Below are 12,939 nucleotides of genomic sequence, written 5' to 3' on the forward strand. Positions count from 1 at the left end.
CAAGCGGGCGGTGCTCCGCACGGCGGCCGGTCGTGCCCGCGGCAGGTCGCGCCCGCACGTGGACGGGGCGGTTGCCGGCGAGAGCCGGATCGCCCCTCACTGCCGAGCGCGCCGCAGGCGTATGGCACAATGGCTAGCTGTACTCGACAGTCGCATAGGACCCCTCTCTCCTCCGGCTGACGCGTCCATCGGGCACCCGAGTACCGCAACCCCACGTGGCATCTCATGTGCCCAACCACGTCAAGTTCAGGAGACACCACTCCAGTGGCAGTCAAGATCAAGCTCAAGCGCCTCGGCAAGATTCGCCAGCCGCACTACCGCATCGTCGTCGCGGACGCCCGTACCCGTCGGGACGGTCGCGCGATCGAAGAGATCGGTATCTACCAGCCGACCTACAACCCGTCGCGCATCGAGGTCAACGCCGAGCGTGCGCAGTACTGGCTCTCCGTCGGTGCCCAGCCCACCGAGGCTGTGCTCGCCATCCTGAAGCTGACCGGTGACTGGCAGGCCCACAAGGGCCTCCCCGCCCCCGCGCCGCTGCTCCAGCCGGCGACGAAGGAAGACAAGCGTCGTTCCTTCGACGAGTTCGCCAAGGCCCTCGAGGGTGGCGACGCCAAGGGCGAGGCCATCACCCAGAAGGCCAAGAAGGCCGACAAGAAGGCGGACGAGGCTGAGGCCGCCGCCGAGTCGACCGAGGCCTGATCATGCTCGAGGAGGCTCTTGAGCACCTCGTAAAGGGCATTGTGGACAACCCCGATGAAGTGCAGGTCGCCTCGCGCAACCTGCGCCGCGGGCAGGTGCTCGAGGTCCGGGTCCACCCGGACGACCTCGGGAAGGTGATCGGCCGCAACGGCCGCACCGCACGTGCGCTGCGCACCGTCGTGGGCGCCATCGGCGGCCGGGGGATCCGCGTCGACCTCGTCGACGTGGACCAGGTCCGCTGAGCAGTTGAATCACCGGCACGGGCCGGGGAGGGCATACGTGTCCGCCCCGGCCCGTTGTCGTCCGAACAGGAGAGTTTCTCAGGTGGAGCTGGTAGTCGCGCGGGTCGGCCGCGCCCACGGGATCAAGGGTGAGGTCACCGTCGAGGTGCGCACGGACGAGCCGGAGCTGCGGCTCTCGCCCGGCGCCGTGCTCCGGACCGAACCGGCGTCGGCGGGTCCGCTGACCATCGAGACGGGCCGGGTCCACAGCGGCCGGCTCCTGCTCCGCTTCGCGGGCGTCAAGGACCGCACCGGCGCCGAGGGGCTGCGCAACACCCTGCTGATCGCGGACGTCGACCCGGCCGAACTCCCCGAGGAGGAGGACGAGTACTACGACCATCAGCTCATGGACCTGGACGTCGTACTCGAGGACGGCACCGAGATCGGCCGGATCACCGAGATCTCCCACCTGCCGTCGCAGGACCTCTTCATCGTCGAGCGCCCCGACGGCACCGAGGTGATGATCCCCTTCGTCGAGGAGATCGTCGCCGAGATCGACCTGGAGGAGCAGCGCTGCGTCATCACCCCGCCGCCCGGGCTGATCGACGACCGCGCCGAGATCGCCTCCGCCCGTGACGCGGAGGGCGACGCCTGATGCGTCTCGACGTCGTCACGATCTTCCCCGAGTACCTGGAACCGCTGAACGTCTCCCTCGTGGGCAAGGCGCGCGCCCGCGGCCAGCTCGACGTGCACGTCCACGACCTGCGGGACTGGACGTACGACCGGCACAACACGGTCGACGACACCCCCTACGGCGGCGGTCCCGGCATGGTAATGAAGACCGGGCCGTGGGGCGAGGCCCTGGACGAGGCGCTCGCCGACGGCTACGAGGCGGGCGCCCACGGGCCCGTCATGGTCGTCCCCACGCCGAGCGGCCGCCCCTTCACCCAGGAGCTCGCCGTCGAGCTCTCCGAGCGGCCCTGGCTGATCTTCACGCCGGCCCGCTACGAGGGCATCGACCGCCGGGTCATGGACGAGTACGCCACGCGCATGCCGGTGTACGAGGTCTCCATCGGCGACTACGTCCTGGCGGGCGGCGAGGCCGCGGTGCTGGTCGTCACCGAGGCGGTGGCCCGACTGCTGCCCGGAGTGCTCGGCAACGCCGAATCGCACCGGGACGACTCCTTCGCGCCCGGCGAGATGGCGAACCTGCTGGAGGGGCCCGTCTACACCAAGCCCCCGGTGTGGCGCGGCCGGGACATCCCCGAGGTGCTGCTCAGCGGCCACCACGGGAAGATCGCCCGCTGGCGCCGGGACGAGGCCTTCCGTCGGACCGCGGCCAACCGCCCCGACCTGATCGAGCGCTGTGAGGCGTCCGCCTTCGACAAGAAGGACCGGGAGATCCTCTCCATCCTGGGCTGGCAGCCCTCAGCCGACGGCCGATTTTGGCGTAGGTCCCAGGCCGTGGAAGAATAGGCGGCTGCTGTGTGCTCGCGGGCGCCCCTGCCACAGGGGGATCGTCGTCCGACGGGTGGCACGGCTCCCGAATTCTCTACGGAAACCCGCACTGGCGACCTGTGGCGTCATGCGAAGAAAGCAGACGAAGAACATGTCTCACCTGCTCGATGGCGTCAACGCCGCCGCGCTCCGCTCGGACGTCCCGGCCTTCCGCCCGGGTGACACGATCAACGTGCACGTCCGCGTTATCGAGGGCAACCGCTCCCGTATCCAGCAGTTCAAGGGCGTAGTCATCCGTCGCCAGGGCGCCGGTGTCTCCGAGACCTTCACCGTTCGCAAGGTCTCCTTCAGCGTCGGCGTGGAGCGTACCTTCCCGGTCCACTCCCCGATCTTCGAGAAGATCGAGCTCGTCACCCGCGGTGACGTGCGCCGCGCCAAGCTGTACTACCTCCGTGAGCTCCGCGGCAAGGCCGCGAAGATCAAGGAGAAGCGCGACAACTGAGGTCCCCTCCGGTGTCCGGGGCAGGGCGGATAGGCTCGCCCCCGATGGACACCGAAGCACCTCACACGCAGCGCGGCCACTCCTCCCCCGGCAAGGGGGAGGGGCGGCCGCGTTTTGCGTTGTCAGCGGTCGTGCGGCCGCTGACCTGGCGGCGGGCCGGAGTGCTCGGGGTGGTCTGCACCGTCCTCCTGCTTCTCGTCAGCAATTTCGTGGTCCAGCCCTTCCTGATCCCGAGCCGCTCGATGGAGCCGACGCTCCAGGTCGGCGACCGGGTGCTGGTCAACAAGCTGGCGTACCGTTTCGGCGACCAGCCGCGCCGCGGCGACCTCGTGGTCTTCGACGGCACGGGCTCCTTCGTACGGGAACGCCCCGAGGGCAATCCGGTGGGCGAGGCCCTGCACGGAGCGGCCTCCGCTCTGGGGCTCGCGGAGCCCTCGGACACCGACTTCGTGAAGCGGGTCGTGGGCGTCGGCGGCGACGACGTGGTGTGCTGCGACGCCGGCGGGCGGATCGAGGTCAACGGCGTGCCGGTCCAGGAGCCGTACCTCTTCCCCGGCGACACGCCCTCGAAGGTGCCGTTCCGGATCGTCGTGCCGCTCGGGACGCTGTGGGTGATGGGCGATCACCGTTCCCAGTCCCGGGACTCCCGGGACCACCTGGGGGAGCCGGGCGGGGGAATGGTGCCGGTGGACAAGGTGATCGGGAGGGTCGACTGGATCGGCCTGCCGGTGTCGCGCTGGGGTTCCGCCGGCGGCGGCCATGGGTAGCCGCGGGCGGCCTCGGAACGAACCGGCGCCCGAGCCGGGCAGCCGGGCCGAGCGGCGGCGGCTGGCCCGCCGGGTGAAACGGCGCCGCCGCACGCGCCGGGCCGGTGAGGTGCCGCTGCTGGTGGTGGTGGCGCTGTGCATCGCCATGCTCCTCAAGACCTTCTTCGTACAGGCCTTCTTCATTCCGTCGGGCTCGATGGAGCAGACCATCCGGATCGGCGACCGGGTCCTGGTGGACAAGCTGACCCCGTGGTTCGGCTCCAAGGTGGAGCGCGGCGACATCGTCGTATTCAAGGACCCGGGCGGCTGGCTCCGGGGCGAGGCGGCCCGGCCGGCCCCCGACCCGATCGGGGTCAAACAGATCAAACAGACCCTGACCTTCATCGGCCTGCTGCCCTCGGCCGACGAGCAGGACCTGATCAAGCGCGTGATCGGCGTCGGCGGGGACACCGTCAAGTGCTGCGACGCCAAGGGCCGGGTCACCGTCAACGGCCAGCCGCTCGACGAGCCGTACGTGAGCCCGGGCAATGCCCCCTCCGACATCCCGTTCGAGGTACAGGTGCCGGCGGGCCGGCTCTTCGTGATGGGCGACCACCGGGCGAACTCGGCGGACTCCCGCTACCACCTCGACGAGGCCTTCCAGGGCACGATCGACGAGGAAGGCGTGGTGGGCGAGGCCGTGGTGATCGCCTGGCCCTACGGGCACTGGACCAGCTTCGAGACCCCCGCGACCTTCCGCATGGTGCCCGATCAGGCGAGGCGCGAGGCGCGCCCGCGCCGTCGGCGCCGTCGGGCCTCGCCGTTCGCATAGTGTGTCCTGGGTCTCCCGACCCTTGGGGAACTCCCGCTCGTTAGGGGAGGGGAGGGCCCGTGTCCGATTCGGAGCGGGCGGCGATCTCGAATTGAGGAGTGGATGTGGGGGACGTGGCGGTAGGCGCACGGTCCGGGCGCGACGAGGGTGAGGAACGGCCGGATGACGACGCCGTCGCGCGCGAGGCCGAGGAGGGGGAGGGCGAAGCCACGGCTCAGGCGCACCGCTCCTTCTGGAAGGAGCTCCCGCTCCTCGTGGGCATCGCCCTGCTGCTGGCCCTGCTGATCAAGACCTTCCTGGTCCAGGCGTTCTCGATCCCTTCCGACTCCATGCAGAACACGCTGCAGCGGGGCGACCGGGTCCTGGTGGACAAGCTGACCCCGTGGTTCGGCTCCGAGCCCGAGCGCGGCGAGGTCGTCGTCTTCCACGATCCCTTGAACTGGCTGTCCGGGGAGCCCACTCCGGAGCCCAACTTCGTACAGACGGTCCTCAGCAAGATCGGTCTGATGCCGTCCGCGGACGAGAAGGACCTGATCAAGCGGACCATCGCCATCGGCGGGGACACGGTCGAGTGCAAGAAGGGGGGACCGGTCGTCGTCAACGGCAAGCCGCTCGACGAGCCGTACATCTTCCCCGGCAACACCCCGTGCGACGACATGCCGTTCGGTCCGATCACCGTGCCCAAGGGCAAGATCTGGGTGATGGGCGACCACCGGCAGAACTCCCAGGACTCCCGCTACCACATGCAGGACTCCACCCAGGGCTTCGTGCCGGTCGACAAGGTCGTCGGGCGGGCCGTGGTCGTCGCGTGGCCGCTCAACCGCTGGTCCACCCTGCCCGTCCCGGACACCTTCGACCAGCCCGGCATCAACAACCAGGCCGCGGCGAACGCGCTCGGTCTCGGGGCCTCCGGTCTGGCTCCCGTCGGGCTCGGTCCGGCCGCGCTCGGGCTGACCGGCGCCGTGCCGCTCGTCATGTGGCGCCGCAGGAGGCTGACCAGCGGGCGTACTGCCGGGTAGGGTTCCGCCCAGGTCGACGATCTCCGAAGTGTGGGGGCGCTGCAATGGGCGGCACGCAGGCAAGCGGTACGCGTTCGGGCGATACCCGTTCAACAGGCGCCGGCAGGGATGGCCGCGGCGGCCTCGGCAATGTGTTGTCGGGGATCGCCGTGGCCATCGGCTTTGCGCTCTTCCTCGGCGGTTTCGTCTGGGGTGCGGTCGTCTACCGGCCCTACACGGTGCCGACCGACTCGATGATGCCGACCGTGAAGCCCGGCGACCGGGTGCTGGCGCAGCGCATCGACGACGGCGAGGTGCGCCGCGGCGACGTCGTCATCTTCACCGATTCCACGTGGAGCGATTCGCCCATGGTCAAGCGGGTCGTCGGCATCGGCGGCGACACCGTGAAGTGCTGCGGCGCCCACGGCGAGCTGACCGTGAACGGCACGCCTCTCGACGAGCCGTACATCGACGACACCAAACCCTCCACGGGCCTGGAGATGCCTCCCGGGCAGAGCGCCCCCACGGGGACCCCCTTCGAGGTGACGGTCCCGGAGGGGAACCTCTTCCTCATGGGCGACCGCCGCGGCGCCTCGCTGGACTCGCGGGCGCACCTTCAGGAGGCCGGACGGGGCACCGTGCCCCGGGAGGCCGTCAGCGCCCGCGTCGACGCCCTGGCCTGGCCCGCCATGTCGATGCTGGAGCGGCCGAAGACGTACGAGTCCCTGCCCGGCGGAACCTCCGGGCACGGGCCGCTGCTGCTCCAGCTGGCGGCGGTGGCCGCCGGGGCCGTCCTGGTGGTGCTGGGGGCCGCGTACGGGCCCGTCGCCCGGATCCTGGGGCGCGGGCGACGGCAGGAGCGGGCCGGTGCCCGCTGAACCGGCCGCCGGGACCGCCGGCCCGCGGCAGGTGTCCCGGGTGATCCTGCTGGACCCGGCGGACCGGATCCTGCTGCTGCACGGCTTCGAGCCCGCCGACCCCGGCGACACCTGGTGGTTCACCCCGGGTGGCGGGCTGGAGGGAGCCGAGAGCCGGGAGCAGGCCGCGCTGCGGGAACTGGCGGAGGAGACGGGGATCACGGAGGTCGAACTCGGGCCGGTGCTGTGGCACCGGTACTGCTCCTTCCCCTTCGACGGGCGGCGCTGGGAACAGGACGAGTGGTACTTCCTGGCCCGTACCGACCAGACGGAGACCGTGATGGGCGGGCTCACCGAGCTGGAGCGGCGCAGCGTCGCCGGAGCCAGGTGGTGGACCTACGAGGAACTGATCGCGGCGCATGAGACGGTGTACCCGACCAGACTCGCCGAGCTGCTGAAGACTCTGCTCGACGACGGTCCTCCGGGTGCGCCGGTGGTCCTGCCCCCGGAAATCGTTTAGGGGCGCGTGGGTCTGGCGCACAATAGGGGGACGCACGGCTGAAGGGGAACATGCCATGAGTGCCGAGGACCTCGAAAAGTACGAGACCGAGATGGAGCTGAAGCTCTATCGGGAGTACCGCGACGTCGTCGGGCTGTTCAAGTACGTGATCGAGACCGAGCGCCGTTTCTACCTCACCAACGACTACGAGATGCAGGTGCACTCGGTGCAGGGGGAGGTCTTCTTCGAGGTTTCGATGGCGGATGCCTGGGTCTGGGACATGTACCGGCCGGCCCGCTTCGTGAAGCAGGTCCGCGTGCTGACCTTCAAGGACGTGAACATCGAGGAGCTCAACAAGAGCGACCTCGAACTGCCCGGCAGCTAGTCGGTCCCCTTCGGATCGTGCCGGGCCCACGGTGTCGACCGGGGCTCGTCCTTCGTGTGGGTGACGGGATTGTCCACAACGGCCGGGTTGTCCACCAAGATCCACAAGGTGGGCGGGGGTGCGGGACCGTCGGTGCCGGAGGTGGTGCCGGATGAACGCGAAGGGCGTGGCACAGCAGGCATTGGGGCGGTACGGCGAGGAGCTGGCGGCACGGCGGCTGATCGAGGCCGGGATGACCGTGATCGCACGGAACTGGCGGTGCCGCAGCGGGGAGATCGACATCGTCGCGCGGGACGGGGACGCCTTCGTCGTGTGCGAGGTCAAGACCCGTCGGGAGGGCGACTTCGAGCATCCCATGGCCGCCCTGCGGCCCGGCAAGGCCGAGCGGCTGCGCAGGCTCGCCGGCCGGTGGCTCGCCGACCACGGGGGACCGCCCCCGGGCGGGGTGCGCATCGACCTGGTGGGAGTCCTGCTGCCGCGGCGCGGCGCGCCCGTGGTGGAGCACGTCAGGGGGGTGGCCTGATGGGATTCGCACGAGCCTGTTCGGTGGCCCTGGTCGGCGTCGACGGCGTGGTGGTGGAGGTCCAGGCCGGCCTGGAGCCCGGGGTCGCGGCCTTCACCCTGGTGGGGCTGCCCGACAAGACCCTGGTCGAGAGCCGGGACCGGGTGCGTGCCGCCGTGGTCAATTCGGGTGCGGCCTGGCCGCAGAAGAAGCTCACGGTGGGCCTCAGCCCGGCCTCCGTGCCCAAGAGCGGCGCCGGTTTCGACCTGGCCGTGGCCGCGGCGGTCCTGGGGGCGGCCGAGGTGGTCGACCCCGGCGCGATCGCCGATCTCGTACTCATCGGGGAGCTGGGGCTGGACGGCCGGGTGCGCCCGGTCCGGGGGATCCTGCCGGCCGTCCTGGCCGCGTCGGAGGCCGGGTACCGGCAGGTGGTGGTTCCGCAGCAGTGCGCCGCCGAGGCCGCGCTCGTACCGGAGGTCTCGGTGCTCGGGGTCCGCAGCCTGCGCCAGCTGATCGCGGTCCTGACGGACGCGCCCGTCCCCGAGGAGGACGCCCCGGACACGACGGCCGCCTCAGGCAGGCCCGACCCGATGCTGGCGGGTCTGCTGGTGCCGGGGGCGGGGCTGGGGGCGGGACTCGGCGGCCAGGGCCGTTCCGGCGCGGGAGACGCGCCGGACTTCCCCGACCTCGCGGACGTGGCCGGTCAGCACGCCGCCCGCCGCGCCCTGGAGGTGGCGGCCACCGGAGGCCACCACCTCTTCCTCAGCGGGCCGCCCGGAGCGGGCAAGACGATGCTGGCCGAGCGGCTGCCCTGGATCCTGCCCCCGCTGACCCGTCAGGAGTCGGTGGAGGTGACGGCGGTCCACTCGGTGGCGGGCATCCTGCCACCCGGAGAACCGCTGGTCGCCAGGGCGCCCTACTGCGCACCCCACCATTCGGCGACCATGCAGTCGCTGGTCGGCGGCGGGAACGGAGTACCGAGGCCGGGGGCGGTCTCCCTGGCCCACCGCGGCGTGCTCTTCCTCGACGAGGCCGCGGAGTTCCACGGCCGGGCACTGGACGCGCTGCGCCAGCCCCTCGAATCGGGCCATGTGGTCATCGCCCGCGCGGCCGGGGTGGTCCGGCTCCCGGCCCGTTTCCTCATGGTGCTCGCCGCGAATCCGTGCCCGTGCGGGCGCCACACCCTCCAGGGGACGGGGTGCGAGTGCCCGCCCTCGGTGATCAGGCGCTATCAGGGCAGGCTGTCCGGGCCGCTGCTCGACCGGGTGGACCTGCGGGTGGAAGTCGAGCCCGTGACCCGGTCCGATCTGCTGGGGCAGGGCCGCCGGGGGGAATCCACCGCCAAGGTCACCGACCGGGTGCGGGAGGCCAGGGACCGTGCGGCGGCCCGGCTCGCCGACACCCCGTGGCGGCTCAACTCCGAGGTGCCCGGCCAGGAACTGCGCACCCGGTGGCGGGCGGGCCCGGGGGCGCTGGCCCAGGCCGAGCGGGACATGGAGCGCGGCCTGCTCACCGCCCGCGGCCTGGACCGGGTGCTGCGGGTCGCCTGGACGGTCGCCGACCTGCGAGGGCGTGACCGACCGGACGCGCTGGACGTGACGGTCGCCCTGGAGCTGAGGACCGGCATCGCCCGGGGTGCCGCCGCGACCGTGGGAGCCGGGTCATGACCGGGACGGGGGACGCGGAGCCGGGTGGCGGGCCGGGTGGTCGCGTCGGCCGGAGCCGGGCCCCGGCCGACGCGGCCGGACCGGAGGTGCTGGCCAGGGCCGCGTTGACGCGGGTCGTGGAGCCGGGGGACGAGATCGCGGGGCGGTGGCTGCGCCAGTACGGGGCCGTGCGGCTGATGCGGATGCTCACCGGGAGCGAGGGAGAGGGCGAAGGCGGGGTCCGGGCGCCTGCCGGGGCGGGGGCCGAGCGGCTCGCCGGGTACCGCAGGCGGGCGGCGCTGGCCGACCCCCGCAAGGACCTGGCGGCGGCCGCCGCATCCGGGGGCCGGTTCGTGTGTCCCGGGTCGGCGGAATGGCCCAGCCAGCTCGACGACCTCGGCGACGCCCGCCCCGTCGGGCTGTGGCTGCGGGGCCGGCCGAACCTGCGGACCTGGGCGCTGCGCTCCGTCGCCGTGGTCGGCGCCCGGGCGTGCACCCCGTACGGCGCGCACATGGCCCAGACGTTGGCCGCCGGGCTCGCCGAGCGCGGCTGGGTCGTGGTCTCCGGAGCCGCGTACGGGATCGACGGCGCCGCCCACCGCGGGGCCCTCGCCCCGGGCGGCGCCACCGCGGCGGTGCTCGCCTGCGGGGCGGACGTCGCCTATCCGCGCGGACACGCCGAGTTGCTCGGCCGGATCGCCGGCCAGGGGCTGGTCCTCGGGGAACTGCCACCGGGCAGCCACCCCACCCCCAGCCGCTTCGTCCTGCGCAACCGGGTCATCGCCGCCCTCACCCGGGGCACGGTCGTGGTGGAGGCGGCCCATCGCAGCGGCTCCCTGGTCACCGCCCGGCAGGCCCAGAAGCTCGGCCGGTTCACGATGGGTGTCCCCGGGCCCGCCACCAGCGGGCTCTCCGCCGGGGTGCACGAGCTGTTGCGGGGCGGGGCCGAGCTGGTCACAGACGCGGCCGAGGTGGTCGAGCTGGTCGGCGCCATGGGCGAGTTGGCTCCCGAGAGGCGCGGGCCGCTGCTCGCCCGGGACCTCCTCGACCGCGACACCGCCAGGGTGCTCGAAGCACTCCCGGCCGGCCGTCCCGTGCGGGTGGCGGAGTTGGCACTTGCCTCCGGCACCGGCGCCGATGAAGTCATCGGCAGACTGTACGAACTTCACTCTCTGGGGTTCGTCGAACGGCAGGGCGATGACTGGCAGTTGAGCAGACAAACGGCTGGGGGAGGCACACAAACCGGGGATGTCCGGCGAGGCGGTGGTTGACCTGGGGCGTTCCGGTGAAAGAGTGAAAGCGATGAGAGACGCGGTCTTCCCGATGCCGGCTGTCGGGACCGAGCGCCAGGCGCCGGTCCCGGGCCGCCCGCGCGAGTCGGATCGCGCCTGCGCCCCCGCGCGATCCCGTACTCTTCGCGCACCGCGACACTTCCGTCACGCTACGCTCCCAAGGAATCCCGCTCCGGCAAAGGCGAAGCATGCCCCAGCACACCTCAGGGTCTGACCGCGCTGCGGTGCCCCCCGCTGCCCGCGGCAGCGAGCGGTCCACCGCGCCCTCGTCCCTGGAGGTGCTGTGGCGCTCGTACAAGGCCTCGGGCGACGAGCGGCTGCGGGAACAGCTGATCCTGCACTACTCCCCGCTGGTCAAGTACGTCGCCGGCCGGGTGAGCGTGGGTCTTCCGCCCAATGTGGAACAGGCCGACTTCGTCTCCTCCGGGGTCTTCGGGCTGATCGACGCCATCGAGAAGTTCGACGTCGACCGGTCGATCAAGTTCGAGACCTACGCGATCACCCGTATCCGCGGCGCGATGATCGACGAGTTGCGGGCGCTGGACTGGATCCCGCGCTCGGTGCGGCAGAAGGCGCGGGCCGTGGAGCGCGCCTACGCCACGCTGGAAGCCCAGTTGCGGCGTACTCCCACCGAGAGCGAAGTGGCGGGGGAGATGGGGATCGGGGTGGATGACCTCCACGCCGTGTTCAGCCAGCTGTCGCTGGCGAACGTGGTCGCCCTGGAGGAACTCCTGCACGTGGGCGGAGAGGGCGGCGACCGGCTCTCGCTCATGGACACCCTGGAGGACACCGCCGCCGACAACCCGGTGGAGGTGGCGGAGGACCGCGAACTCAGGCGCTTGCTGGCGCGCGCCATCAACACGCTGCCCGAGCGCGAGAAGACCGTGGTGACCCTCTACTACTACGAGGGGCTCACGCTGGCCGAGATCGGCAACGTGCTGGGCGTCACCGAGAGCCGCGTCAGCCAGATCCACACCAAGTCGGTGCTGCAACTCCGGGCGAAGTTGGCGGACGTGGGGCGGTGAGCTTGCGGTACCTCCGTAGAGTGGACGTGTGCCCAGGATTCGAGCGGCCTCCGTGGCCGAGCACCGGTCGATGCAGCGCGGCGCCCTTCTGGACGCCGCGCGAACCCTGCTGTCCGAAGGCGGTACGGAGGCGCTGACCTTCCCCGCCCTCGCGGAACGGACCGGGCTCGCCCGGTCGTCCGTGTACGAGTACTTCCGCTCCCGCGCGGCCGTGGTCGAAGAGCTGTGCGCGGTGGACTTCCCCGTGTGGGCCGCCGAGATCGAGGCGGCGATGGAGGCCGCGCAGGCGCCGGAAGCGAAGATCGAGGCCTATGTCCGGAGCCAGCTGGGGCTGGTGGGGGACCGGCGGCACCGGGCCGTGGTGGCCATCTCCGCGAGCGAGCTGGACGCCGGGGCGCGGGAGAAGATCCGCGCGGCCCACGGAGGGCTCGTCGCGATGATCGTCGAGGCCCTGGCTGCCCTCGGGCAGCGTGAGCCGAAACTCGCGGCGATGCTGTTGCAGGGTGTCGTGGACGCGGCCGTGCGGAGGATCGAGCTCGGGGCCGCCGAGGACCCCGCGGTCGTCACGGAGACGGCCGTGGCCATGGCCCTGCGGGGCGTCCGGGGCTGAGGCCCTCGGGGCTCCGCCCCGGACCCCGCTCCTCAAACGCCGGAGGGGCTGGTGCTCCGGCAGGCGGGCCGGTGCGGCTCACGGGCCGCCCCGTGCCTCGGATGTCGGCAGCAGGCGGGGTGTGGTGCGGGGGAGGAGGGTGAGGGGGTTGAGGTACTCCTCGCCCCTCAGCAGGCCCCAGTGGAGGCACGGGGCCGGGCAGTGGGAACCCTCCGTGAGGACCGCGACCACCTGGCCGGCAGTGACCGCCTCGCCTTCGGAGACCAGCGCGCGGACCGGTTCGTAGGTCGTGCGCAGGCCGTTCGGGAGGGTCAGGGAGAGGACTCCCCGACCCGCGACCGGGCCGGCGAAGTGCACCCGGCCCGCGGCGACCGCCCGGACCTCCGTGCCCGCGTCGGCCGCCAGGTCCACGCCCCGGTGCCCGGCCGCGTACGGCGTCGGCGGCGGGTCCCACCAGCGGACGACCGACAGCGGTCCGGGCAGCGGGCGGACCCCGGGAACGGCGGCTTGCGCCAGGGCCAGGAGCAGGCTGATCAGCAGTGTCGTCATGACCGGAGGGTCCCGCAGCCGCCGAAGGGCGTGCGCCGGCCTGTGGACGGTCCGGGCGGTGTGGACAACGGCGTCACCCGGCATACCGCCGGGTCCCGTACACTTCTTGTGGCGA

At 72.0% G+C, this 12,939-nt stretch carries 17 protein-coding genes; 16 read left to right on the plus strand and 1 reads right to left on the minus strand.

Annotation, left to right across the window (positions count from 1 at the left end):
* The first annotated feature begins 264 nt into the window (after positions 1-264).
* From rpsP to ACIQ5Y_RS19780, 16 genes are all read left to right on the plus strand, one after another.
* A complete protein-coding gene (rpsP, locus tag ACIQ5Y_RS19705; RefSeq protein WP_403881606.1) occupies positions 265-702 on the plus strand; it encodes a 30S ribosomal protein S16 in 438 nt (145 codons plus the stop codon).
* 2 nt (positions 703-704) lie between these two features.
* On the plus strand, positions 705-944 hold the full coding sequence (locus tag ACIQ5Y_RS19710; RefSeq protein ID WP_030011889.1) for an RNA-binding protein: 240 nt from the start codon (positions 705-707) through the stop codon (positions 942-944).
* Positions 945-1,026: 82 nt separating this feature from the next.
* Positions 1,027-1,578, plus strand: a complete 552-nt coding sequence (rimM, locus tag ACIQ5Y_RS19715; protein WP_403881609.1) for a ribosome maturation factor RimM — start codon at positions 1,027-1,029, stop codon at positions 1,576-1,578.
* The gene (gene trmD / locus ACIQ5Y_RS19720) at positions 1,578-2,399 is read left to right on the plus strand and encodes a tRNA (guanosine(37)-N1)-methyltransferase TrmD (protein ID WP_403881612.1); all 822 of its coding nucleotides are present in this window, start codon (positions 1,578-1,580) and stop codon (positions 2,397-2,399) included. Before rimM ends, trmD begins: the two co-directional genes overlap by 1 nt.
* Before the next feature lie 133 nt (positions 2,400-2,532).
* The gene (gene rplS / locus ACIQ5Y_RS19725) at positions 2,533-2,883 is read left to right on the plus strand and encodes a 50S ribosomal protein L19 (RefSeq protein WP_073911044.1); all 351 of its coding nucleotides are present in this window, start codon (positions 2,533-2,535) and stop codon (positions 2,881-2,883) included.
* Positions 2,884-2,927: 44 nt separating this feature from the next.
* The gene (gene lepB, locus ACIQ5Y_RS19730; protein WP_403881615.1) at positions 2,928-3,650 is read left to right on the plus strand and encodes a signal peptidase I; all 723 of its coding nucleotides are present in this window, start codon (positions 2,928-2,930) and stop codon (positions 3,648-3,650) included.
* Entirely contained in the window at positions 3,643-4,461 is an 819-nt protein-coding gene (gene lepB, locus ACIQ5Y_RS19735) for a signal peptidase I (RefSeq protein ID WP_403881618.1), read from the plus strand. The genes lepB (ACIQ5Y_RS19730) and lepB (ACIQ5Y_RS19735) overlap by 8 nt, the downstream gene beginning before the upstream one ends.
* A 113-nt stretch (positions 4,462-4,574) precedes the next feature.
* Positions 4,575-5,480 (plus strand): signal peptidase I, encoded by a 906-nt coding sequence (lepB, locus tag ACIQ5Y_RS19740; protein WP_403881621.1) that lies wholly within the window; start codon positions 4,575-4,577, stop codon positions 5,478-5,480.
* Between the two features lie 44 nt (positions 5,481-5,524).
* Positions 5,525-6,337 (plus strand): signal peptidase I, encoded by an 813-nt coding sequence (gene lepB, locus ACIQ5Y_RS19745; protein ID WP_403881623.1) that lies wholly within the window; start codon positions 5,525-5,527, stop codon positions 6,335-6,337.
* Positions 6,327-6,836, plus strand: coding sequence for an NUDIX hydrolase (locus ACIQ5Y_RS19750; RefSeq protein ID WP_403881626.1), 510 nt, complete (start codon positions 6,327-6,329; stop codon positions 6,834-6,836). Before lepB (ACIQ5Y_RS19745) ends, ACIQ5Y_RS19750 begins: the two co-directional genes overlap by 11 nt.
* A gap of 55 nt (positions 6,837-6,891) precedes the next feature.
* Positions 6,892-7,200 (plus strand): DUF2469 domain-containing protein, encoded by a 309-nt coding sequence (locus ACIQ5Y_RS19755; RefSeq protein WP_005311352.1) that lies wholly within the window; start codon positions 6,892-6,894, stop codon positions 7,198-7,200.
* A 151-nt stretch (positions 7,201-7,351) separates the two neighbouring features.
* Positions 7,352-7,723, plus strand: coding sequence for a YraN family protein (locus ACIQ5Y_RS19760; protein WP_403881629.1), 372 nt, complete (start codon positions 7,352-7,354; stop codon positions 7,721-7,723).
* Positions 7,723-9,369, plus strand: a complete 1,647-nt coding sequence (locus tag ACIQ5Y_RS19765; RefSeq protein ID WP_403881632.1) for a YifB family Mg chelatase-like AAA ATPase — start codon at positions 7,723-7,725, stop codon at positions 9,367-9,369. The genes ACIQ5Y_RS19760 and ACIQ5Y_RS19765 overlap by 1 nt, the downstream gene beginning before the upstream one ends.
* The gene (dprA, locus tag ACIQ5Y_RS19770) at positions 9,366-10,619 is read left to right on the plus strand and encodes a DNA-processing protein DprA (RefSeq protein ID WP_403881635.1); all 1,254 of its coding nucleotides are present in this window, start codon (positions 9,366-9,368) and stop codon (positions 10,617-10,619) included. The genes ACIQ5Y_RS19765 and dprA overlap by 4 nt, the downstream gene beginning before the upstream one ends.
* A gap of 209 nt (positions 10,620-10,828) precedes the next feature.
* Positions 10,829-11,665 (plus strand): RNA polymerase sigma factor WhiG, encoded by an 837-nt coding sequence (whiG, locus tag ACIQ5Y_RS19775; RefSeq protein ID WP_403881638.1) that lies wholly within the window; start codon positions 10,829-10,831, stop codon positions 11,663-11,665.
* Between the two features lie 70 nt (positions 11,666-11,735).
* The gene (locus tag ACIQ5Y_RS19780; RefSeq protein ID WP_403881836.1) at positions 11,736-12,275 is read left to right on the plus strand and encodes a TetR/AcrR family transcriptional regulator; all 540 of its coding nucleotides are present in this window, start codon (positions 11,736-11,738) and stop codon (positions 12,273-12,275) included.
* Positions 12,276-12,353: 78 nt separating this feature from the next.
* Here ACIQ5Y_RS19780 and ACIQ5Y_RS19785 read toward each other — a convergent pair whose 3' ends face one another.
* Positions 12,354-12,824, minus strand: coding sequence for a M23 family metallopeptidase (locus ACIQ5Y_RS19785; protein ID WP_403881641.1), 471 nt, complete (start codon positions 12,822-12,824; stop codon positions 12,354-12,356).
* Between the last annotated feature and the right edge of the window lie 115 nt (positions 12,825-12,939).

The sequence above is a fragment of the Streptomyces sp. NPDC096339 genome, from assembly GCF_044762985.1.
Taxonomy (GTDB): domain Bacteria; phylum Actinomycetota; class Actinomycetes; order Streptomycetales; family Streptomycetaceae; genus Streptomyces.

Coding starts and splice junctions, on each gene's coding strand:
- ACIQ5Y_RS19710 (WP_030011889.1), top strand. CDS start 705: ATGCTCGAGGAGGCTCTTGAGCACCTCGTAAAGGGCATTGTGGACAAC.
- trmD (WP_403881612.1), top strand. CDS start 1,578: ATGCGTCTCGACGTCGTCACGATCTTCCCCGAGTACCTGGAACCGCTG.
- rplS (WP_073911044.1), top strand. CDS start 2,533: ATGTCTCACCTGCTCGATGGCGTCAACGCCGCCGCGCTCCGCTCGGAC.
- lepB (WP_403881615.1), top strand. CDS start 2,928: ATGGACACCGAAGCACCTCACACGCAGCGCGGCCACTCCTCCCCCGGC.
- lepB (WP_403881618.1), top strand. CDS start 3,643: ATGGGTAGCCGCGGGCGGCCTCGGAACGAACCGGCGCCCGAGCCGGGC.
- lepB (WP_403881623.1), top strand. CDS start 5,525: ATGGGCGGCACGCAGGCAAGCGGTACGCGTTCGGGCGATACCCGTTCA.
- ACIQ5Y_RS19755 (WP_005311352.1), top strand. CDS start 6,892: ATGAGTGCCGAGGACCTCGAAAAGTACGAGACCGAGATGGAGCTGAAG.
- ACIQ5Y_RS19760 (WP_403881629.1), top strand. CDS start 7,352: ATGAACGCGAAGGGCGTGGCACAGCAGGCATTGGGGCGGTACGGCGAG.
- ACIQ5Y_RS19765 (WP_403881632.1), top strand. CDS start 7,723: ATGGGATTCGCACGAGCCTGTTCGGTGGCCCTGGTCGGCGTCGACGGC.
- dprA (WP_403881635.1), top strand. CDS start 9,366: ATGACCGGGACGGGGGACGCGGAGCCGGGTGGCGGGCCGGGTGGTCGC.
- whiG (WP_403881638.1), top strand. CDS start 10,829: ATGCCCCAGCACACCTCAGGGTCTGACCGCGCTGCGGTGCCCCCCGCT.
- ACIQ5Y_RS19780 (WP_403881836.1), top strand. CDS start 11,736: ATGCAGCGCGGCGCCCTTCTGGACGCCGCGCGAACCCTGCTGTCCGAA.
- ACIQ5Y_RS19785 (WP_403881641.1), bottom strand. CDS start 12,824: ATGACGACACTGCTGATCAGCCTGCTCCTGGCCCTGGCGCAAGCCGCC.